Annotated in this window: 21 protein-coding genes; 14 read left to right on the forward strand and 7 right to left on the reverse strand. The window is 73.1% G+C overall.

Annotated elements, in window-relative coordinates:
- Positions 1-25: 25 nt before the first annotated feature.
- Together ACFWUZ_RS28860 and ACFWUZ_RS28865 are read right to left on the reverse strand one after the other, a co-directional pair.
- Positions 26-697 carry a ScbR family autoregulator-binding transcription factor gene (locus ACFWUZ_RS28860; protein WP_384379094.1) on the reverse strand — a complete coding sequence of 224 codons (672 nt, stop codon included), beginning with the start codon at positions 695-697 and terminating at the stop codon, positions 26-28.
- Between the two features lie 263 nt (positions 698-960).
- The gene (locus tag ACFWUZ_RS28865) at positions 961-1,506 is read right to left on the reverse strand and encodes a flavoprotein (protein WP_384379097.1); all 546 of its coding nucleotides are present in this window, start codon (positions 1,504-1,506) and stop codon (positions 961-963) included.
- 59 nt (positions 1,507-1,565) lie between these two features.
- Here ACFWUZ_RS28865 and ACFWUZ_RS28870 point away from each other — a divergent pair, with 59 nt between their 5' ends.
- The 4 genes from ACFWUZ_RS28870 (at position 1,566) to ACFWUZ_RS28885 (ending at position 4,377) form a co-directional block, all read left to right on the forward strand.
- Positions 1,566-1,997: an SgcJ/EcaC family oxidoreductase gene (locus ACFWUZ_RS28870; RefSeq protein ID WP_384379100.1), complete on the forward strand. Its 432-nt coding sequence runs from the start codon at positions 1,566-1,568 to the stop codon at positions 1,995-1,997.
- A gap of 137 nt (positions 1,998-2,134) precedes the next feature.
- Entirely contained in the window at positions 2,135-2,347 is a 213-nt protein-coding gene (locus tag ACFWUZ_RS28875; protein ID WP_384379103.1) for a DUF4287 domain-containing protein, read from the forward strand.
- 82 nt (positions 2,348-2,429) lie between these two features.
- Entirely contained in the window at positions 2,430-3,320 is an 891-nt protein-coding gene (locus tag ACFWUZ_RS28880; RefSeq protein WP_384379106.1) for an NmrA family NAD(P)-binding protein, read from the forward strand.
- 46 nt (positions 3,321-3,366) lie between these two features.
- Positions 3,367-4,377, forward strand: coding sequence for an AraC family transcriptional regulator (locus ACFWUZ_RS28885; RefSeq protein ID WP_384379108.1), 1,011 nt, complete (start codon positions 3,367-3,369; stop codon positions 4,375-4,377).
- A gap of 38 nt (positions 4,378-4,415) precedes the next feature.
- Here the strand turns inward: ACFWUZ_RS28885 and ACFWUZ_RS28890 are convergent, their stop codons facing one another.
- Both ACFWUZ_RS28890 and ACFWUZ_RS28895 read right to left on the reverse strand, forming a co-directional pair.
- Complete coding sequence (locus ACFWUZ_RS28890) at positions 4,416-4,907, reverse strand: GNAT family N-acetyltransferase (RefSeq protein ID WP_384379111.1); 492 nt, start codon at positions 4,905-4,907, stop codon at positions 4,416-4,418.
- Between the two features lie 42 nt (positions 4,908-4,949).
- Positions 4,950-5,393 (reverse strand): DUF1772 domain-containing protein, encoded by a 444-nt coding sequence (locus tag ACFWUZ_RS28895; RefSeq protein WP_384379114.1) that lies wholly within the window; start codon positions 5,391-5,393, stop codon positions 4,950-4,952.
- 243 nt (positions 5,394-5,636) lie between these two features.
- Between ACFWUZ_RS28895 and gdhA the strand changes: the two genes are divergently transcribed.
- Positions 5,637-6,995 carry an NADP-specific glutamate dehydrogenase gene (gene gdhA / locus ACFWUZ_RS28900; protein ID WP_384379117.1) on the forward strand — a complete coding sequence of 453 codons (1,359 nt, stop codon included), beginning with the start codon at positions 5,637-5,639 and terminating at the stop codon, positions 6,993-6,995.
- Between the two features lie 6 nt (positions 6,996-7,001).
- On the opposite strand, the gene ACFWUZ_RS28905 is transcribed toward gdhA, so the two are convergent.
- Together ACFWUZ_RS28905 and ACFWUZ_RS28910 are read right to left on the reverse strand one after the other, a co-directional pair.
- Complete coding sequence (locus ACFWUZ_RS28905) at positions 7,002-7,640, reverse strand: helix-turn-helix domain-containing protein (protein ID WP_384379120.1); 639 nt, start codon at positions 7,638-7,640, stop codon at positions 7,002-7,004.
- Entirely contained in the window at positions 7,640-7,942 is a 303-nt protein-coding gene (locus tag ACFWUZ_RS28910; protein WP_384379123.1) for a hypothetical protein, read from the reverse strand. The genes ACFWUZ_RS28905 and ACFWUZ_RS28910 overlap by 1 nt, the downstream gene beginning before the upstream one ends.
- Positions 7,943-8,528: 586 nt before the next feature.
- Here ACFWUZ_RS28910 and ACFWUZ_RS28915 point away from each other — a divergent pair.
- Together ACFWUZ_RS28915 and ACFWUZ_RS28920 are read left to right on the forward strand one after the other, a co-directional pair.
- Positions 8,529-9,872 (forward strand): AMP-binding protein, encoded by a 1,344-nt coding sequence (locus tag ACFWUZ_RS28915; protein WP_384379126.1) that lies wholly within the window; start codon positions 8,529-8,531, stop codon positions 9,870-9,872.
- A gap of 87 nt (positions 9,873-9,959) precedes the next feature.
- Positions 9,960-10,904, forward strand: a complete 945-nt coding sequence (locus tag ACFWUZ_RS28920; protein WP_384379129.1) for a DMT family transporter — start codon at positions 9,960-9,962, stop codon at positions 10,902-10,904.
- A gap of 69 nt (positions 10,905-10,973) precedes the next feature.
- On the opposite strand, the gene ACFWUZ_RS28925 is transcribed toward ACFWUZ_RS28920, so the two are convergent.
- Positions 10,974-11,831 carry a LuxR C-terminal-related transcriptional regulator gene (locus ACFWUZ_RS28925; protein ID WP_384379132.1) on the reverse strand — a complete coding sequence of 286 codons (858 nt, stop codon included), beginning with the start codon at positions 11,829-11,831 and terminating at the stop codon, positions 10,974-10,976.
- A 256-nt stretch (positions 11,832-12,087) separates the two neighbouring features.
- Between ACFWUZ_RS28925 and ACFWUZ_RS28930 the strand changes: the two genes are divergently transcribed.
- From ACFWUZ_RS28930 to ACFWUZ_RS28960, 7 genes are all read left to right on the forward strand, one after another.
- Complete coding sequence (locus tag ACFWUZ_RS28930) at positions 12,088-12,414, forward strand: hypothetical protein (protein WP_384379135.1); 327 nt, start codon at positions 12,088-12,090, stop codon at positions 12,412-12,414.
- A gap of 215 nt (positions 12,415-12,629) precedes the next feature.
- Positions 12,630-13,427, forward strand: coding sequence for a thioesterase II family protein (locus ACFWUZ_RS28935; RefSeq protein WP_384379138.1), 798 nt, complete (start codon positions 12,630-12,632; stop codon positions 13,425-13,427).
- 42 nt (positions 13,428-13,469) lie between these two features.
- Positions 13,470-14,339: an oxaloacetate decarboxylase gene (locus tag ACFWUZ_RS28940; RefSeq protein ID WP_384379141.1), complete on the forward strand. Its 870-nt coding sequence runs from the start codon at positions 13,470-13,472 to the stop codon at positions 14,337-14,339.
- Positions 14,336-15,310, forward strand: a complete 975-nt coding sequence (locus ACFWUZ_RS28945) for a 3-oxoacyl-ACP synthase (protein ID WP_384379144.1) — start codon at positions 14,336-14,338, stop codon at positions 15,308-15,310. The genes ACFWUZ_RS28940 and ACFWUZ_RS28945 overlap by 4 nt, the downstream gene beginning before the upstream one ends.
- Before the next feature lies 1 nt (position 15,311).
- The gene (locus ACFWUZ_RS28950; RefSeq protein WP_384379147.1) at positions 15,312-17,600 is read left to right on the forward strand and encodes an iron-containing redox enzyme family protein; all 2,289 of its coding nucleotides are present in this window, start codon (positions 15,312-15,314) and stop codon (positions 17,598-17,600) included.
- Between the two features lie 16 nt (positions 17,601-17,616).
- On the forward strand, positions 17,617-18,807 hold the full coding sequence (locus ACFWUZ_RS28955; RefSeq protein WP_384379150.1) for an acyl-CoA dehydrogenase family protein: 1,191 nt from the start codon (positions 17,617-17,619) through the stop codon (positions 18,805-18,807).
- 37 nt (positions 18,808-18,844) lie between these two features.
- On the forward strand, positions 18,845-19,984 hold the full coding sequence (locus tag ACFWUZ_RS28960) for a cytochrome P450 (RefSeq protein ID WP_384379153.1): 1,140 nt from the start codon (positions 18,845-18,847) through the stop codon (positions 19,982-19,984).
- Positions 19,985-20,060: the final 76 nt, after the last annotated feature.

The raw sequence follows: 20,060 nt of genomic DNA on the forward strand, positions 1-20,060 counted from the left end.
GACCGAGGCCGCCCTGGAGGCGGCGTCAGCCGACCGCGACTCCGGGGGAGTGCGCGGCCGGCAGACCGAGCTCGGCCCGGCAGCCGGGCGAGCCGGCCGGGTCGAAGTGCGAGATGCGGTCGGCGGGGACGATTCCCGGGAGGAGGCAGTTCCACAGGTCGACGATCCGGGTGTGCAGGTCCTCCCGGCCGGTCCGCACGTGCGAGGTGACCTGGATCCCGGTGAACGAGCCGACCAGGAGCGTCGCGAGGTCGTCCACGTCGATCGACGGCAGGACGTCGCCGCGCTCCTGCGCCGGAGTCAGGAAGCCGAGGCAGGTGTCGATCCACGTGTTGTACGGGGTCGGGTCCGGGTGGGTGAAGGAGCCGAACTCGATGACCAGCCGTATCCCGGCGCGTACGCGGACGTCGGTGCGCAGCCCGTACGCCATCTGGTGGGAGAGGTCGATGACGGACTGGAGGCCCGGGTCCTCGACGGCGGGGCCCTCGGCGACCCGGAACTGCTCGTCCATCAGGGTGCGGGCGAGGCCTTCCTTGGACTGGAAGTGGAAGTACAGGGCGCCCTTGGTGACTCCGGCGTGCCGGACCACGTCGCTCAGGCTGGTGCCGTCGAAGCCGGAGGCGTCGAAAGCGACGGCTGCCCCTTCGAGGATCGCCTGCCGGGTGATCTCGGCCCGTTCCTGCCTGACCCTCGCCACGTACCTGTCTCCTGTGTGGTCGGCGAGCGGGGCACGGTGACGTCCGCTGGGGCTCGCTGGAGAAGCAATCTAGTGGGACGGCGCCAAAGAAAACCAGTCGACAAGTACTTTTTTGCTGGAGGTGGGGGCAGTTGAGAGGGTTCTGGGGCGGTCTGTGCTGTTGTTTTCCGGCAGGTCCCCCCGACCGTTAACGCCGTTAACGCCGTCAACGGTCGGGAGCGGGCACCGTTGACGCCGCCAACGGTGCCCGCTCCCTCCAGGGCCTACGCCAAGGCGGTCCGGCCCCGGTCCAGGGCGTCCAGCGCGGCCTGCCACGGGAAGTGGTCGGGTGCGTCGGGGCCGGCCGGGCCGGGGACGAAGCCGCCCTCGCCGTGCAGCACGGTCACCCCGGCCCCGCGCAGGACGGCCAGGGACTGGTCGAACTGCGGGTGCGCGGCGAGCGCCGAGTTCAGGCAGGGAACGGTCACCACCGGGGTGCCCTTGCCGAGCGCCTCGGCGGCGACCCCGACCGCGAACCGGTCGGTGAGACCGAGCGCCCAGGCGTTGAGGGAGTTGAAGGTGGCCGGGGCGAAGAGCAGCGCGTCGGCCGCGGGCCACACATCGGGCTCCCCGGGCAGTTTGTACTGCCAGCGCACCACGTGGCCGGTCAGCGCCGCCAGCCCGTCGAGGCTGCCGGCGAGCCAGTGGGCCGCCATCGGCGTCAGGCCCAGGCATACGTCCCAGCCCCGGGCCCGGGCGTCCTCGATCACGTGGGCCACGTCGAACACGGGCGGGGCAGCGGAGCAGAACAGGTAGAGCGTCCTCGTCATACCGACATGTGATCACATTGCTTGACCTCGACCGTGGTTGAGGGGTGAAGATCGTCGCCATGGACACCGAAACCGCCGCCGGGCGGGCCGCAGCGAAGGACCGGGCGGAGGCCACCGAGGCCATCGCCCAGGTCGTCGCCACCGTCGAACGCACCCAGCGGGCCAAGGACGCCGAGGGCTTCCTCGCCCTCTTCCACCCCGAAGCCCTGTGGACCACCGCGCACGGCAAGGTCCTCATCGGCTTCGACGCGATCGCCGAATTCACCCGCGCCGTCCTGCCCACCGCGGCCTGGGACGGCGAGGTCACCTACGAGGTGGTCCACACCCAGTTCCTGCGCCCCGACGTGGCGGCGGTCAAGGTCCGGCAGCTCTACCGTTCGGAGGCGGGGGAGACCGACAGCGAGGGGGTCCCGCTGTACGTGATGACCCGCCAGGAGGACGGTCGCTGGCTGCTGACCGCCTGCCAGAACACCCAGGTGCACAGGGACTGACCTGCTGCAACCGCCGAGGTCCGGGGCCCGGAAAAAGTCGTCGGAATCCTTCCGGGCGCGGGCGATGAGTTCCGGGGAGTTCCGCGGTCCTACTTGTGACAGCAGACGCCACGCGAACAGACGGGAACGCCGCAGACATGACCACAGCGCCCAAGGGACCGGCCTCCTACTTCCCCTCGATCGAGAAGAAGTACGGCTTCCCGGTCACCCACTGGCAGGGCCTCATCCGGTCCTCGCCGCTGACCCGGCACATGGAGCTCGTCGCCTGGCTGAAGACGGAGCACGGACTGGGGCACGGCCACGCCAACGCCCTCGTCGCCCACACCCTCGCCGAGGACAGCGGGAAGTGAACGGCCACCCCTGAGACGTACGCGTATGTGACTGAGCTTCGTGGCTATGTTCCGTCTCTCAGTAGTGGATTTCACTGGAGCCATGACACAGAACGCGCAGAGCGAGCCCAACCCGCAGAACCCGCAGGGCACACGGAACACCCAGGGCGCACCGGCCGAAGGTTCCGCGGCCACCACCCTCGTCATCGGCGGCACCGGCAAGACCGGTGCCCGTGTCGCCGGGGCGCTCACCGCCCTGGGCCACCCGGTCAGGGTCGGATCCCGTACCGGCGAGCCGCCGTTCGACTGGAATGTGCCCGCCACCTGGGAGCCGGCTCTGGAAGGCGTCGACCGGGTGTACGTCACCTACTACCCCGACCTCGCCTTCCCCGGCGCCGCCGAGCAGGTCGGCGCGTTCTCCCGGGCGGCCGTGGCCGCAGGAGCGCGCCGCCTGGTCCTGCTCTCCGGCCGGGGCGAGGAGGCGGCGCAGCGTGCCGAGGAGGGCCTGAAGGCCTCCGGTGCCGAGTGGACCGTCGTCCGCGCCGCATGGTTCCACCAGAACTTCGACCAGGGTTTCTTCCTGGACCCGGTCCTGGCCGGCGAGATCACCCTGCCGACCGCGGACGCCGTCGAACCCTTCGTGGACGCCGGGGACATCGCCGACGTGGTGGTGGCCGCGCTGACCGACGACCGGCACATCGGGCGGACGTACGAGCTGACCGGCCCGCGCCTGCTCAGCTTCCACGACGTCGCCGCCGAACTGTCCAAGGCGACCGGGCGCGAGATCACGTACGTCCCCGTCACGGGCGAGGCCTACCGTGCGGTGCTGCGCGAGCACGGCCTGCCGGAGGAGTTCGCCGATCTGTTCACCCTGATCCTCGACGGACGCAACGCGCAGCTGACCGACGCCGTCGAAGAGGTCCTGGGCCGCAGGCCCCGGGACTTCGCCGACTTCGCCCGCAAGACGGCGGCGACCGGCGTCTGGAACGTCTGAACCGCCTGCCGCCCACAGCACCGCGACGGCCGGGGAGGATGGACGCATGGACACGCTGACCGGCCTCCTCGAAGGCCCCCAGGCCCGGGGCGCCTTCCTGCTCAAGTCCGTCTTCAACCCCCCGTGGTCCCTGCGGGTGGAGGACGGGGCCCCGCTGTCGCTGGTGACGCTGGTGCGCGGCTCGGCCTGGCTCGTGCCCGACGACGGCGCGCCCGTCCTGATCGGCCCCGGGGACGTGGCCGTCGTACGGGGCCCCGAGCCGTACACGGTCGCGGACCGCCCGGACACGCCCGTGCAGATCACCATCGACTCCGAACAGCGGTGCAGCACGCTGGACGGTGCGGACATCACGGGCTCCATGGACCTGGGCGTGCGCACCTGGGGCGCCGCGTTCCAGGACGAGAACTCCGCCGTGATGCTGAGCGGCACCTACCAGGCGCCGAGCGAGATCGGCCGGCGGCTGCTCGGCGTGCTTCCCTCGATCCTGGTGCGCCGCCGCCCGGACTCCTCCGACACCACCCTGGTCCGGCTGCTGTCGGAGGAGATCGGCAAGGACGAGCCCGGTCAGGAGATCGTCCTCGACCGGCTGCTGGACCTGCTGCTGATCGGGGTGCTGCGCACCTGGCTGGCCGCGCCGGGCAGCGGCGCCCCCGCCTGGTACCGGGCGCAGGCCGACCCGGTGGTGGGGCCGGCGCTGCGCCTGCTGCACGGGGACCCGGCGCACGGCTGGACGGTGGAGGAACTGGCCCTGAAGGTCGGGGTGTCCCGCGCCTCGCTGGCCCGGCGCTTCACCGGGATCGTGGGCGAGCCGCCGGTCGCGTACCTGACGGGGTGGCGGCTGGCCCTCGCCGCCGACCTGCTGCGCGAACCGGACGCCACCGTCGCGACGGTGGCCCGCCGCGTGGGATACAGCAACGCGTTCGCCCTCTCCACCGCCTTCAAGCGGGTGCGGGGCGTCAGCCCCAGCCAGTTCCGCACCGCCCCGGCCGCCACCACGGCGCCCGCGCCGTGCAGTCCGCCGCGTACGGTCGTCCTCCCGGCCCCCGAGCCGGCGTGAACGCGGTCCGGACCGGACCGGACCGCGTTCACGCCGGCTCAGGCCGGGTCCGGGTTCCGGTCCAGGTCCAGTACGCCGACCGTCTGGCCGCCGCTGGACTCACCCGTGAGGCGGAAACCCAGCCCGAGGTAGAACGGCTCGGGGCCGTCCTCGCCCGGCTCCCACGTGACGTGGGCCCGCTCCGCGCCCCGCCGCCGCAGCTCTTCGGTGACGGCCCCGACGGCGAAGCGCCCGTAGCCCTTGCCCTGCCGGTCCGCGGCGATGTTCAGCCGCCAGATGCCGGAGCGGACGTCCGAGGGGTCCCCGGCCGGGTTCCAGACGATGTCGAGGAAGGCCATCACGAAGCCCACGACCTCGTCGCCGTCGACGATCGCCCGCGGCCAGGCCACCCCGCCGTGGACGTACGCCTCGGCCAGCGACTTCACCACGGGGGAGACGAGGCGTTCCTGACGGGGGTGCACCCGCACCGCGCACACGGCGTCGAAGTTCTCTGCGGTGACCGGTACCAGGCGCGGTGACGAGCTGCTCATGCACGCACCCTAACCGGGCGCTCGACCCGCGGCCGAGGGCGTCTACCGGCTCCGGCCGTGCAGGACCAGCGCCCAGGCGAGGAAGCCCACGGCAGCCGTGCACAGCACCGCGCGCCACACGTTGGCCCGTACCCACGGGACCTCGAACGCGCGGCGTACGGCGCCCGGATCGGCGATGCGGTCCACCGGCCCGGCCTTCTCCAGGGCGTTGTTCAGCGGGATGTTCACCCGGGCGGTCAAGGCCATCGCCGCGACGTAGGAGACGAACGCGCCGATCAGCGGCCAGAGCGCACCGCCCCCGCCGGAGGGGATGTGCAGGGCCAGCGCCAGCCCCGTGAACAGGAGGGCGCCGATGTAGCCGAGCATGAACCAGCCGTTGAGGATGGCCACGTTGATCCGCTGCATCGCCTCGATGACGGTGCGGTCGCCGCTCCTCTCGAGACCGGGCATGACGGAGACGGAGAATCCGTAGAAGAGACCGCTCATCAAACCCATGGTGATCGTCGCGGCGACGAGTGACGCGAGCCGTGCCGTTTCCACGCCGGTTCCCCCCTGGTGGTCGTCTGACCTCCGATCATAGGCGTCCAGGGTGCTGAGGGAACGGGCCTGACGGGCCCGGCGGACCTGACGTACGGGTCACAAGATCTTCTGGGACCGGGCCGCCCGGGACGGTAGCCTCCGCCTGGGCAGCCGGGAACCGTACCGGAACCCACCCAGGAGGAGCAGACCGTGAAGGACCAGACGGCCCCGAAGGACGGGCTCGACGCCCTGCGCGCCGACATCGAGCGCCGCAACCCCGCCCAGCCCGAATTCCATCAGGCGGTACGGGAGGTGCTGGAGACCCTGGCCCCCGTGTTCGCCGCACGGCCCGAGTACGCCGAGGCCGGGCTCGTGGAGCGGCTCGTGGAGCCGGAACGCCAGATCATCTTCCGTGTCCCGTGGCAGGACGACCACGGCCGGATCCACGTGAACCGCGGCTACCGCATCGAGTTCAACAGCGCGCTCGGCCCGTACAAGGGCGGCCTGCGCTTCCACCCGTCCGTGAACATCGGCGTGGTGAAGTTCCTCGGCTTCGAGCAGATCTTCAAGAACGCGCTGACCGGCCTCGGCATCGGCGGCGGCAAGGGCGGCAGCGACTTCGACCCGCGGGGCCGCTCGGACTCCGAGGTCATGCGGTTCTGCCAGTCCTTCATGACCGAACTCCACCGGCACATCGGCGAACACACCGACGTCCCGGCCGGCGACATCGGCGTCGGAGGCCGCGAGATCGGTTACCTCTTCGGCCAGTACCGGCGCATCACCAACCGCTGGGAGGCCGGCGTCCTCACCGGCAAGGGCCACGGCTGGGGCGGCTCCGCCGTGCGCCCCCAGGCCACCGGCTACGGCAGCGTCCTCTTCGCCGTCGAGATGCTCGCCGCCCGCGGCGGCGCCCTGGACGGTCTCAGCGCCGTCGTCTCCGGCTCCGGCAACGTCGCCCTGCACACCATCGAGAAGCTCCAGCAGCTCGGGGCGAACCCGCTGACGGCCTCGGACTCCGAGGGCTACGTCGTCGACGACAAGGGCATCGACCTCGCGCTCCTGCGGCAGATCAAGGAGGTCGAGCGCGGCCGGGTGTCCGAGTACGTGCAGCGCCGCGGCGCCTCCGCCCGCTTCGTCCGCGGCGGCCGCGTCTGGGAGGTTCCCGCCGACATCGCCTTCCCCTCGGCCACCCAGAACGAGCTCGACGCGACCGACGCCCGGACCCTGGTCCAGAACGGCGTCAAGGCGGTCTCCGAAGGCGCCAACATGCCCACCACGCCCGAAGCGGTCCGCGTCCTCCAGGAGGCGGGCGTCGCCTTCGGCCCCGGCAAGGCGGCCAACGCGGGCGGAGTCGCGGTCAGCGCCCTGGAGATGAGCCAGAACGCCGCCCGTACGGCCTGGTCCGCGGAGCGCGTCGAGGAGGAGCTGACCGCCATCATGCGCTCCATCCACGCCGTCTCGTACGAGACCGCCGAACGCTACGGCGCCCCGGGCGACTACGTCACCGGCGCCAACATCGCCGGCTTCGAGCGGGTCGCCGACGCCATGCTCGCCCAGGGCGTCATCTAGCCGCGCCTACGGAACGGTGGCCCCCGGGAGCCAGACGGCGGCCCGGGGGCGTTCCAGAGCCTTCAGGCGCCGCCACGTGAACACCCAGTCGTCGAGGTTCCTGATCCCGCACAGGCGCAGGAAGGCCGTGCACCGGTCGAGGTCCGGAACCTTCGGGCTGTTCAGCATGTCGCTGATGGTGCTGCGCCGCAGCACGCCGCCGCTGGCCGTTTCCAGCTTGCGCAGCGAGACCTTCCCGGCCCAGATGTGCACCGCGTTGAGCGCCTCGACGAAGTCGGCGGGGGTGGACACCCGCAGCGGGTCGGGTCTGCCGAACTGCGGTACCGGATCGCTTCCGCCGGTGCCCGGGCTGCCGGAGGCGTGGATGGTGACGTTGCCGCCGTTGACCACGAACGGCGCCGGAGCCGCGTCGCGGTCGTCCAGGGCAGCCTGGTGCAGTCGGCGGATCCGCTTGACGTCCTCGGGGCCGGCGGCCAGGGCCTCCAGGAGGCTCTTGACGTGCGGCCACGAGGGGAGCCGACGACCGGATTCGATGCCCTGGACCGTCATCTCGGACAGGTTGCTCCGCCTGGAAAGCTCCGGAACCGAGATGCCTTCCCTCTGACGGAGCTCTCTCAGCGCAGCACTCAGCTTCGTGTCGGCCATCAGACCTCACCGCCGCGCAGGCCGCGGGGGAGCGCGCCGCGCAGGGAACCGAACCCCCGCCTGGCCGGTTCGGACAGGACCTCCCCCAGGACGGCGGCGAGGACGGCGCCGGCCACTTCGGTCGCGTGGCCCGCCTCCCAGAGCCAGGCCAGACCGAGGGCGGTGGCGACGACCGCGGTCCACCGGGCGACGCGGGTGAAGCCGAATCCGCGGGGGACGCGAGGGGTGATCACACACCCGGGAAGAGCCGGCGCAGCGGGCTGGAGGACCCAGCCGCTTCCCGGTACGTAGAGCCACAGCATGAGGCCGCTCCTCTTGTTTCGCGTGATGGTCCGGACAGGTGGCGCGCACAGGGCTTCGCAGGCCCGGGCATCAGCATGACCATCCGTCAGGGGCAGCACAACAGACGTCAGCGAACACCGGAGTGGACCGGGCGGCAGCTGATGCGGAGACCGGCTCGGCCCGGCCCCCCGGGCGCCGGGACCGGGAAGGTCCGGCCCTGCGACAGGGCGGCCGGAGCCGTCCGGCGGGTGTCCGGCGGTGTCCGCAGGACGTCCGGTGCTCCCGTCGTGCCGCGGCGGGAACGCCCCCCTCTGCCACGGGTTCCGGCGGGGCGTCCGCGTGCGGGGTCCGGACGTGTCCGGTGCCGTCCGGGGGCGTCCGGCAGACGTGCGGGCGAGCCCGGCGAGGGCGGATCGTGATGGGCAGATCCGCTCCCGTGGTCCGGACGGTATCTCCGGGTCTCCTGTTCGCAGCAGGGGCCCATCGATGTGGCACACCTCACATGGTTCCGAGCCGGGCCCGCGTCCCTGGACGCGGGCCCGCTCGCGGGTCGGGGGGTGGCGGGAGACGTAGCCTGGGCTCCCACCACGGAGAGGGAGGTGCCGCGTGCTGAGTGCACTGGACGGGCTGTACGGGGACCGGAAGGACGCCGTCACCGTCGCGGGCCGGTCTTCCTCGTACGAGGAACTGCTCGGCGCGGCCCGGGCCGTGGCCGCCGACGTGGCCGGGGCGCCCGCCTTCGCGGTGACCGCGACCGCCACCCTGGAGACCGTCGCCGCCGCCGTCGGCGCGCTCCTGGCCGGGGTGCCCCTCGTACCGCTGCCGCCGGACGCGGGGAGCGCCGAACGGGAGCACATCCTGCGCGACTCGGGCGCCCGCACCCTCGACGTGGACTTCGCCCGCCGCTCCGGCTGGACCGGACCCGCCGCCGCGCCCGGTGATCCCGCGCTCATCCTGTACACCTCGGGCACCACCGGCGCCCCCAAGGGCGTGGTTCTGACCGCCGAGGCCCTCGCCGCCGACCTGGACGCCCTCGCCGAGGCCTGGCAGTGGAGCGCCGAGGACACCCTCGTGCACGGCCTGCCCCTCTTCCACGTCCACGGGCTCGTCCTCGGGGTCCTCGGCGCCCTGCGCACCGGCAGCCGTCTGGTCCACACCGGCCGCCCCACCCCCGAGGCCTACGCCGAGGCAGCGGGCAGCCTCTACTTCGGCGTGCCCACCGTCTGGTCCCGCATCGCCGGCGCCCCGCGGGACGCCGCCGCGCTCGCGGGCGCCCGCCTGCTGGTCTCCGGCAGCGCGGCGCTGCCGGCCCCCGTCTTCCGCGACCTGGAACGGCTCACCGGCCACCGCCCGGTCGAGCGGTACGGCATGACAGAGACCCTGATCACCGTCAGCGGCCGGGCCGGCGCCGAGGTCCGCCCGGGTACGGTCGGCACCCCGCTCCCCGGCATCCGCACCCGCATCGCCGCCGAACCCGGCGCCGAGATCGGCGAACTCCAGCTGACCGGGCCCACCTTGTTCTCCGGATACCTGGGCCGGCCGGAGGCCACCGCCGCCGCGTACACCGAGGACGGCTGGTTCCGTACGGGCGACATCGCGGCCGTCGACGAGACCGACGGCGTCCACCGCATCGTGGGGCGCGCCTCCATCGACCTCATCAAGTCGGGGGGCTACCGGATCGGCGCGGGCGAGGTCGAGAACGCCCTCCTGGACCACCCCAAGGTCACCGAGGCCGCGGTGGTCGGCGTCCCCGACACCGACCTCGGCCAGCGGATCGTGGCGTTCGTCGTCGCCGAGGGCGTCACCGCCGCCGAACTCACCGACTTCGTCGCCGTCCGCCTCTCGGTCCACAAACGCCCCCGCGAGGTCCGCTTCGTCACCGCGGTGCCCCGCAACGCCATGGGCAAGCCGCAGAAGAAGCTCCTCCTGGCCGGGGAATCCGGTGGCTGACCCCCGCCGCCCCCGGCGGTCCTGGCCGTTTCGCACCCTGCCGAAGACGATCTAGGCAGGGGTCGGAGGCGTGAGTAGTTTGCCCGTATGGACCAAACGGCTGGCGATCCCAGAACCGATCATCGTGCCCTCGCAGCGGCTTCCGTCACGGTCGTCCTGTGGGCCTCCGCCTTCGTCTCCATCCGTGCGTCGGCCGAGCACTTCGGGCCCGGCGCACTGGCCCTGGGGCGGCTGCTGGCGGCTTCGCTGGCCCTGGGCTGCGTCCTGCTGATCAGGCGGGTGCCACTGCCTCCGCGCCAGGCCTGGCCCGGCATCCTGGCCTCCGGGGTGCTGTGGTTCGGGCTCTACATGGTGGCGCTGAACTGGGGCGAACAGGGCGTGGACGCCGGTACGGCGGCGATGGTCGTGAACATCGGCCCGATCGTGATCGCCCTGCTCAGCGGCTGGCTGCTGAAGGAGGGCTTCCCGCCGATGCTGCTGGCGGGGATGGCCGTCTCCTTCGCGGGCGCCGCCGTGGTGGGCGTGTCCACCTCGAGCGGCGGCTCCTCCTCGCTGACCGGTGTGCTCCTGTGCCTGGTCGCCGCCCTCGCCTATGGGGCCGGGGTGGTCTCGCAGAAGCCCGCCCTGAAGTACGCGAGCCCGATCCAGGTGACCACGTACGGCTGCTTCGTCGGCACCGCCGTCACCCTGCCCTTCGCCGGGCAGCTGCTGACCCAGCTGCCCGAGGCGCCCCTGACCGCGACCCTCAACATGGTGTACCTGGGCCTGTTCCCCACCGCCCTGGCCTTCACGACCTGGACGTACGCGCTCTCCCGGACCACCGCCGGGAAGATGGGCGCGACCACCTACGCGGTCCCCGCGGCCGTGGTGCTCATCGCCTGGATCGTCCTCGACGAGATCCCCGGCTGGATGACCCTGCTGGGCGGCGCCATCTGCCTGGCCGGCGTGGCCGTGTCGCGCAGGCCCGGCCGCCGGCCCGCCGCCCCGGTCCGCCCGGAGCACGGGGACCGGCCGGTGCGCGCCGCGGACTGACCGCGGCCGGCGGACACGGCGGAGGGCGACCGCGGGATCCGCGGTCGCCCTCCGCCGTGTCCGGGTCCCTCAGAGCACGTACGTGGCTTCGTTGCGGCCGAGCAGATAGCCGAGCTGCAATCGGTTGAGCGCTCCCAGATCCTGTTTGATGGCCGCGATATGGGCCTGGAGGGAGCGCTCGCTGATGCCGGTCCGGCGGGCGATGGCCTTGTCGGAGTAGCCCTCCACGAGCAGTCTGCAGATGGACTCGCGGATCGCGGGCATCACGTCGTCGGCGGCCTTCGCCGCGTGCAGCGGCACGAACGGGAAGGGTTTCGCCCGGTCCCAGGCCTTGTCGAAGGTGTCGCGGAGAAAGCGCACGATGGTGGGCTCGGTAATGGAGATCGCGGTGGTGCGGTCCTCGTTCGCGGAAATGAACGCGATGTCGTCCACAATGATGAGCCGGTCGAAGAATTCTTCCAGCGTGCGCACCTGGGCGCCGTATTCGGTAACCGCCCGGACGTATTCCTTGGTCGCCTCGTCGAAACGCGTGGTGTGCTGATACAGCGTCCGCATTTCGATCCCCGCCGCGATGTGCCGGCGTACGGATTCCAGGGCTTCCTTGAGGACCGCGCTCGGCCGGGCCCCGTCGGGCTGGGCCGTGAGGATGTCCCGCCGGACCGCTGCCAGCGCCTCGTCGATAGCGGTCGAAATGCGGGCCAGGCCATGCAGATAGTGCACGCCCGGGCCTGCTGTCGCCCCGTCCCCGCCGGGTTCGAGCGCGGCGGCCGGGGTGGCCAGCACGGCCTGCTGCGCCGCCTCCTGGGCGAGCCGGCCCAGGTGCGCTGCGAGTTCCTGCAAAAACGCCTGCGGCTCCGCCCCCGAGGCCGCGGACAGTGCGTCATCTACTCCGCTCTGTGCGGTTTCGACGTATTTGACTACGTCCACTTCCCTCCCCTGTCTGTCCGTTGTGTAGCTGTTTGCGCCCATTGAGACCCCGTGGGTTCCCGCAGTGCGGAAACCGGAGCCATCGTAGGTCTACCTCGCCTTGAGTCGGCAGGGGAGATTTGGACTCACCGAAGGAACGAAGGCCGGGGACACGCCCGGTGGATCTTTATCGCCATGAAGCGGAATCTTTGATTCCGATCTTTGGTGGTCAAAGGGAAACGACACGAGGGGACCGAGGAAAATGGGGGAGAACCAGATGGTGACTCGCGAGGCAGGCCAGATTTCGGTAATCCGCGGACGCGTGGTCCTCGCGGCAGCTGCCGTCGCCCTCGCGCTGGGCGCTTCGGTGGCGGGTGTCGCCGGCGGCCTCCCGGGAGGGACCGGCAGCCACCTGGGCTCCGGCGACGTCGGCTGGAACAGCGAGAAGTCCCGCGTGCTGGCCGGCGACGTCGGCTGGAACAGCACCACCCCCACCCCGGCGGGCGACGTCGGCTGGAACAGCACCACACCGACCCCGACCGGTGACGTGGGCTGGAACAGCGGGACCCCGGGTACGGCGTCCGGCGACGTCGGCTGGAACTGACCCGCCCGGGCCTTCGTCCCACGCCCCCCGACCGGGTCCCTCGTCCCACGGCTCCACCGCTCGCCACCGCGCACCCGTGCCGGAACGCCCCGCCCCCTCCCCTCCCGCTCCCTCCCCCGCAGGCTCTTCCGGCCCCTCTCGCACCTCCCCGTTCCCTCACCTCCCTCCCGTTCCTCCCGTCGCCGGCCGACCGGCACGAGAATGGCTGATCTCCCGTGGCTGCCTCCCCCTGGTTCCTGACCTCCCAGACCTCCGAGACCGCGGGCTCCGCCCCCGCCGCCGACGTCTACTGCTTCCCGCACGCCGGCGGAAACCCCCGCAGCTTCCTGGACTGGCAGGGGGCCATGGGCCGGGACGCGCGGATCCTCGCGGTCTGTCCCCCCGGCCGCGGTCACCGCTTCCGCGAACCCGTCGCGGGCTCCGTCGCCGAGCTGGCCGACGCCGCGGCGGACGCCGTCGCCGCCTCCGCCGACCGGCCCTTCCTCCTCTTCGGCCACAGCTTCGGCGCCGCCCTCGCCTTCGAGGTCGCCCGGCGGCTCGACGGCGTCAGCGGCTTCACCGACCTGGTCGTCTCCGGCTGTTCGGCCCCCTCCCTGCTGCCGACCCCCCGCGTCGTCGAGGCCGCCCGCCTGGAGGGCCGCGCCTTCACCGAGGCCGTCGGCTTCTTCGGCGGACTGCCCCCCGAGGTCATCGAGGACGAGGTGATGCAGGAGCTGCTGCTGCCCCACCTCAAGGCCGACTTCCGGATGGTCGCCGGCTACACCTACCGCCCCGCCGCCCGGCTCGGCGTCCCCGTCACGCTGATCAACGGCATCGACGACCCGCACGTGACCACCGCCTCGCTCGCCCCCTGGGCCCGCGAGTGTCCCGGTGAGCCGGTCCGCCACTGGGCCGACGGCGGCCACTTCTACTTCGAGGGCAGGCCGCACGCCGTCACCGGCGTGCTGCGCCCGCTCGCCCGTGCGGCAGCCGGAACAACCCGCTCCGCAGATGAGTACGTTGAGCTGATCTGACCCGCCGGCAGGCGCCCAGCAGCTCACACCAGCGAGGAACCCATGAACCGCACCACAGCCGACGCCCAGCACCGCAGGGCGGTCGCCTTCCGGGACCTGCACACCGGTCCCCGCCCCTTCGTCGTCCCCAACCCCTGGGACGCGGGAAGCGCAACGCTCCTGGCCGGCTTCGGCTTCGCCGCCCTCGCCACCACGGGAGCCGGCCTCGCCCACGCTCTCGGCCGCCCCGACGGGAGCGTCACCCGCGCCGAGATCCTCGACAACGCCCGCTCGATCGTGGAAGCCACCGGCCTGCCGGTCACGGCCGACCTGGAGAGCGGCTTCGGCGACAAGCCCCAGGACGTCGCCGAGACCATCCGGCTCGCCGCCGCGGCAGGCCTGGTCGGCGGCTCCGTCGAGGACTCCACCGGCCGCGCCGGCGACCCCGTACGGCCGCTGGACGAAGCCGTCGAACGGGTGGCCGCCGCCGTCGGGGCCGCCCGGCAGCTGGACTTCCCCTTCACCGTCACCGCCCGCGCCGAGAACTTCTTCCTGGGCCGGCCCGATCTCGACGACACCATCCGCCGCCTCCAGGCCTACGAACAGGCCGGCGCCGACGTCCTCTACGCCCCGGCCCTGCCCGACGCCGACGCGGTCCGCGCCGTCTGCGACGCGGTCACCCGGCCCGTCAACGTCCTGATGGGCGGCGCCCTGAAGCTGTCCGTCGCCGACCTCGGAGCACTCGGCGTACGCCGGATCAGCACCGGCTCGGCCCTGTCCCGCGCAGCGCTCGGCGCCCTCACCCGGGCCGCCCGCGAGATCAGCGAACTCGGCACCTTCGGCTTCGGGGCGGACGCCCTCCCGTACGCCGAGGCCAACGCGCTCCTGGCCCCTTCCCGTTCCGCCGACCGAGAGAGCGAACCGGCACCGTGAGCCTTCAGCCTTCCCCCTTACCCGTGCACCTGTCCGCGCCGCGCTACGCACTGGGCGAGACGGAGGCCGACCACACCTCCATCGCCGGACTCCAGGAACGCGCCCGGCAGCTCGGGATGCCGCCCAAGGCCGCGCTGTGGGGCTGGGGCACCATCCGGCGCACCGCCAAGAGCCTGGAGACGCTGGCCGTGGAGAGCGCCCGGGCCACCGTCGGCGCCGCGGGCATCGACCCCGCCTCCGTCGACGCGCTCATCCTGTGCTCGACCCGCTTCCCCGGCGGCCCCCGCACCCACGGCACCTTCGTGGAGCGCGTGCTGTCCGGCACCGGGCTCGGCCGGGCCACCGCCGTCACCGGCCTCACCCTGGGCCGCTGCACCAACCTCCTGCTCGGCATCCGCACCGCACAGGCGCTCGTCGCCGCCGGCATGCACCGCCGGGTGCTGGTCGTCACCACCGACCGGGTCAGCGACGAGGCCGTCCGCATGGAGAGCTTCGCCCTCTTCAGCGACGGCGCCGCCTCCTGCCTGGTCGCCGACGAGCCGCTCGGCACCGACGCCTACGAACTCGTCGCCGGCGCCACCGCGCAGGACCCCGCCTCCCTCGACTGGTCGAACGAGATCAGCTCCGACCTCGCGCGCACCGTCAACGAACAGATCCTCGACGCCGCCGGGATGAAGCTCGGAGACATCCACGGCGTCCTGCACCCCAACCTCTACAAGCCCGTCGTCGTCCTCAAGGAACGCCAGGCGGGCTTCACCCGGGAGCAGCTCTACCTGGACAACATCCCGCGCTTCGGCCACTGCTTCGCCGCCGACCCGCTGATCAACCTCGTGGACCGGGCCGCGGCCGGCGGGGTCGTGCCGTACGGGTACTACCTGCTCGCCTCCAGCGTCCCGGGCGTCCGCGTCGGCGTCCTGCTGCGCAGGGCCGCCGGCGCATCGCCCGCCACCACCACCGAGGGGGAGAACTGAGATGACCGCACCGACCCTGGACAGCGCGCGCTCCGTCCCGGCGGCCGCCTTCCCGCTGCCCGACCTGACCACCTCGCTGCCCCGCGCTCCCTTCGAGGCCAGCCCGGCCGCCGCCGCCGAGGCCGCGCGGATCGCCGCCTCCGAGCCCGGGACGCTCTTCCGCCGGCTGCTCGACGACCAGGAGGGCGAGAGCGCCCTGCTCGCCGCCCGCCGGGTGCTCGCCGCCTTCCTCGCACCCGACGCCGACGACACCGAGCCCCCGTTCGCCGACGCCGACGGGACCGCCGCGTACGTCCTGGCCGCCCGTGCCGAACTCGCCGCCGTGCTCGCCCCGCTGCGCGGGGCCGAGGAGCCCGGGATCCGCGACGCGGTCCTGCGCCAGCGCGCCCCCCTCGCCCTGATCGGGGGCTGCTGGCTCGACACCGTCTCCCAGGCCGCCACCCAGCCCGCCGAGATCGTCGGCCGCCTCTTCGGCCACCACTGGCTGCTGCGGGGCGAGGGCACCGGCGGGCGCGGCCAGCTCGCCCGCCGCCGCCGCGCCCTCGCCGAACAGGGCGTCTTCCTCCCCGAGGTCGAAGCCGCCGGATTCCTCGACGCGGCCGGCGCCCGCCCGCTCACCGCCCTGCACGGAGCCTTCCACCTCGCGCTCTCCCGGCTGCCCGCCGCGTTCCTGCCCGAGGTCGTCGGCATCCACTACGCCGCCCACGCCCTCGGCGTCGACGAACTGCTGCTCGGCAGCGCGCCGATGCTCGACGAGAGCGACGTACGGCCCCTGCTGGCCGAGTACCTCGCCTTCACCGAACAGTCCCCGACCGGGGCCGAGGACCGCCGCCGCGCACTGGCGGCCGTACGGCTCCTCGTCCGCCTGGAACGCGAGCACACCGCCGCGCTCGCCGAACTCGCCGCATGGGAGGGCGGGCTGTCCCTGGACGCGAAGGTCGCCCGGATCGTCGCCCGGCACGCCCCGCACGCCGGACGCCAGCACCGCTCCGTCCGCCTGGGCAAGCAGAGGCTCACCGACTGGCTCGACGACGAGAACCTCGACCCGGCCGCCTTCGTACGGGAGTTCCGGACCTCGCGCCAGGTGCAGCCCGCCCGCGACGGCGGACCCTGCCGCTTCCTGAAGTCCATCAAGTTCGGCGGCCCGATGTTCGGCATCTTCGACGAGCGCGAGGCGGCCGTCTTCGCCGCCTGGGCGCAGTCCGTCGCCGACGGCGAGGGCCCCGGGGAACCGCTGAGCCCGGCCACCGCGGGCGACGAGCCGGCCCGCGCCTGGGCCGGACGGCTCGCCGGCGTCGACCCCGGCGACCTGCTGCTGCGCGAGCCCGACCCGGACCTCGACGACCGGCAGCTGTTCCACCGCGTCGTCAACTTCGAACACTTCCCCAGCATCCTGCCCACCGCCCGCGCCCGCGCCGAGGCGGGCCTGGCCGACGCCGAGCTGCTCTTCACGCACGGGGCCGGCGGCCTGCTGACCGACGCGGAGTACTTCGACTACACGCCGAAGGCCCTGATGGAACGGGTCGAGCGGATCTACTGGGACAAGCTCGTCGACCCGTACCAGCCGCTCACCGAGATACCCGACCGCGACGAGGTGATCTTCGAGCAGTCCACGTACGCGCTCGGCAGCCTCATCGACGGCACCTGGGCCCACCGGATCGGCAACCTCGGCCGCCGCCACCGGCAGAGCGACGACATGCTGTTCTCCATCTACGCCGACGAGATGGGCCGCGGCGACGTCGCGAAGAACCACATCACGATCATCCACAAGGTGCTGGCCAGCATGGACATGGACCTGCCGCACATCCGGCAGGAGGCCTTCCTGGACCAGGGCGACCTGCCGGACCACCTGTACGGCTTCTCCGTCCACCAGGTCTGCCTGTCGCTGTTCCCCGACACCCTCTACAACGAGATCCTCGGCTACAACCTGGGCATCGAGATGTTCGGCCTGGGCGCGATGCGGCTGCACGAGATCCAGAAGCTGCGCCGGCACGGCCTCGACATCTCCTACGAAGAGGCCCACCTGTCGATCGACAACTTCTCGGCGGGCCACGCCCGTCAGTCGGCCGAGATCATCGTCGCCTACCTGGACGACGTACGGCGGGCCTCCGGCGAGGAGGCCGTGCAGCGCGAATGGCGCCGGATCTGGCGCGGTTACGCCTCCTTCGCGTACTTCGTCGAGCACGGGCTGGTCAAGCGGGTCCGCGCCGGGCTGGCCGGCCCGGCGGCGGCCGCGATTGCGCCGGTCGCGGACGACACCGCCGACGACACCGCCGACCTGGTCATCTGAGGAGCCCGCTGTGGAAATGCCGACGAGTTTCGACCCCGAGGTCCTCGAACTCCCCTTCTACGAGGACGCGCACCGCCGGATCGCCGAGGCGGCCGGCGCCTGGTGCGACAGCCGCGCCGTGCTGTGGGAAGAGGTCCGCGCCCTGGACCCCGACACGGCCGGCCGGCGCCTCGTACGGGAGCTGGGCGACGCGGGCTGGCTGGCCGCGCTCGACCCGCAGGCGGGCCCGTCCGCCCCCGGTGAGGACCACCGGGCGCTGTGCCTGCGGCGCGAAGCCCTCGCCTACGCCGAGGACCTCGCCGACTTCGCCTTCTCCATCCAGGCGCTGGCCGCCACCCCGGTCGTCCGCTACGGCACCGAGGCGCAGCAGCGGCGCCTGCTCCCGGGGATGGCGCGGGGCAGCCTGATCGGGGCCTTCGCGGTCTCCGAGAAGGAGGCGGGCTCGGACGTGGCGTCCGTCGCGCTGGCGGCGACCCGGACCGACGACGGCTCGTACCGCCTGAACGGCCGCAAGGCGTGGATCGCCAACGGGACCATCGCCGACGTGTTCGTGGTCATCGCCCGTACGGGGGAGGGCCCGGGGCCGCTGGGGCTGACCGCCTTCCTGGTGCCCGCCGGCACCCCGGGGCTGCGGGTCGAGCGCATCGACGCGATCGCTCCGCGCTCCTTCGCCCACCTGCACTTCGAGGACTGCCCGCTGCCCGCCGACGCGGTGCTCGGGCGGCCCGGCAAGGGGTTCGTGGTCGCCGTCGACCTGCTGGAGCGGTTCCGTACGACGGTCGGCGCGGCCGCCCTCGGCTTCGCCCGGCGCGCCTTCGACACCGCGCTGGCGCACGTCCGGGGCAGGGAGGCGTACGGGGCCACGCTCTTCGACCTCCAGCTGGTGAAGGCCGCGCTGGCCGACATGGAGGTCCAGCTGAACGCCGCCGCGCTGCTGGTGGCCCGCGCCGCCTGGGAGACCGACCGGGGCAGCCGCCGCTTCGCCCGGCACTCCAACATCGCCAAGGTGCACGCGACCGAGGCGGCGCAGGGCGTCGTCGACGCCGCCGTGCAACTGCTCGGTGCCGCGGGCATCGTGCAGGGCGGCGTCACCGAGCGGCTGTACCGCCAGATCCGCTCGCTGCGCATCTACGAGGGCACCTCCGAGACGCTGAGGATGGCGATAGCGGGCTCGCTCGACATGCGCCGGGCCGCGCGCGCGGCCTGAGTTCCTCTCCACCCGTACGACCAGCAAGGAGCCGGCAGTGACCACCACCCCGATCGAGGCAGTACGGCTGCCGGACCCCTACCCCTTCTACGCGCGCCTGGTCGCCGAGCGGCCGTTCGCCCACGACGGGGCGCTCGGTGCCTGGGTGGCCGCGGACGCGGCCGCGGTGCGGTCGGTGCTCGGCTCCGGTGCGCTGCGGGTGCGGCCGCCGGCCGAGCCGGTGCCGGCCGGGATCGCCGGGACGGCGGCCGGGGAGGTGTTCGGGGACCTGGTCCGGATGACCGACGGGGAGCCGCAGCGCCGGCTGAAGGCGGTGGTGGCGCAGGCGCTGGGCCGCGCGGACACGGAGCGGGCCGGCCGGCTGGCCGCCGCTTTCACCCGCGAGGCCCTCGCGGGCGGGGGCCGCATCCCGTACGAGGAGCTGATGTTCGGGGTCCCGGCGCGGGTCGTGGCGGCGCTGTCCGGCCTGACGGACGGCGCGGACGCGGAGGCGGCACGGGCCATCGGCGACTTCGTCCAGTGCATCCCCGCCTCCGCGACGCCCGCGCAGCAGCAGGCCGCCGCGTCGGCGGCCGCCCGGCTGCGGGAGCTGCTGCGGCCGGGGATCGAGGCGGGCGGCACCGGCCCCGGCCTGCTGGCCGAGCTGGTCCGGGCGGCCGACGGGGCCTCCTGGACGCAGCGGGCGCCGCTGGTCTCCAACGCGGTCGGGTTCCTCTCCCAGACCTACGACGCCACCGCGGGCCTGCTCGGCAACACCCTGGTCGCGCTGGCCCGGGGGGCCGCCGCCGTACCGCGGGACGCGCGGGCCGCCGGGGCGCTGGTGCGCGAGGTGGTCCGGTACGACGCCCCGGTGCAGAACACCCGGCGCTTCGCCGCCGAACCGTACCGGTACGGCGATGCGAAGGTGGAGCCCGGCGAGCAGGTGCTGGTGGTCCTCGCCGCGGCCAACCGGGACCCGGCCGTCAACCGGGATCCGCAGGTCCTGGACCCCGGCCGGGTGAATCCGGCGGTCTTCACCTTCGGCGCCGCGGCCCACCGCTGTCCGGGGGAGAACCTCGCGGCCGCCCTCGCCGCGGCCGTCCTCATGACGCTCCTCGCGGCAGGCTGGGCCCCGGCCGACCTTCCCGCGGATCCCGCCTACCGGCCGCTGGCCAACGCCCGCATCCCGCTGCTCTAGCCGCTCCGCTCCTCCCCAGCCGACACACCCCGCCATTGCACGAGGGCCGGGTGCCACCCTCCCGCATGCCGCCAGA

It is taken from the genome of Streptomyces sp. NPDC058646 (assembly GCF_042716875.1).
GTDB lineage: Bacteria > Actinomycetota > Actinomycetes > Streptomycetales > Streptomycetaceae > Streptomyces.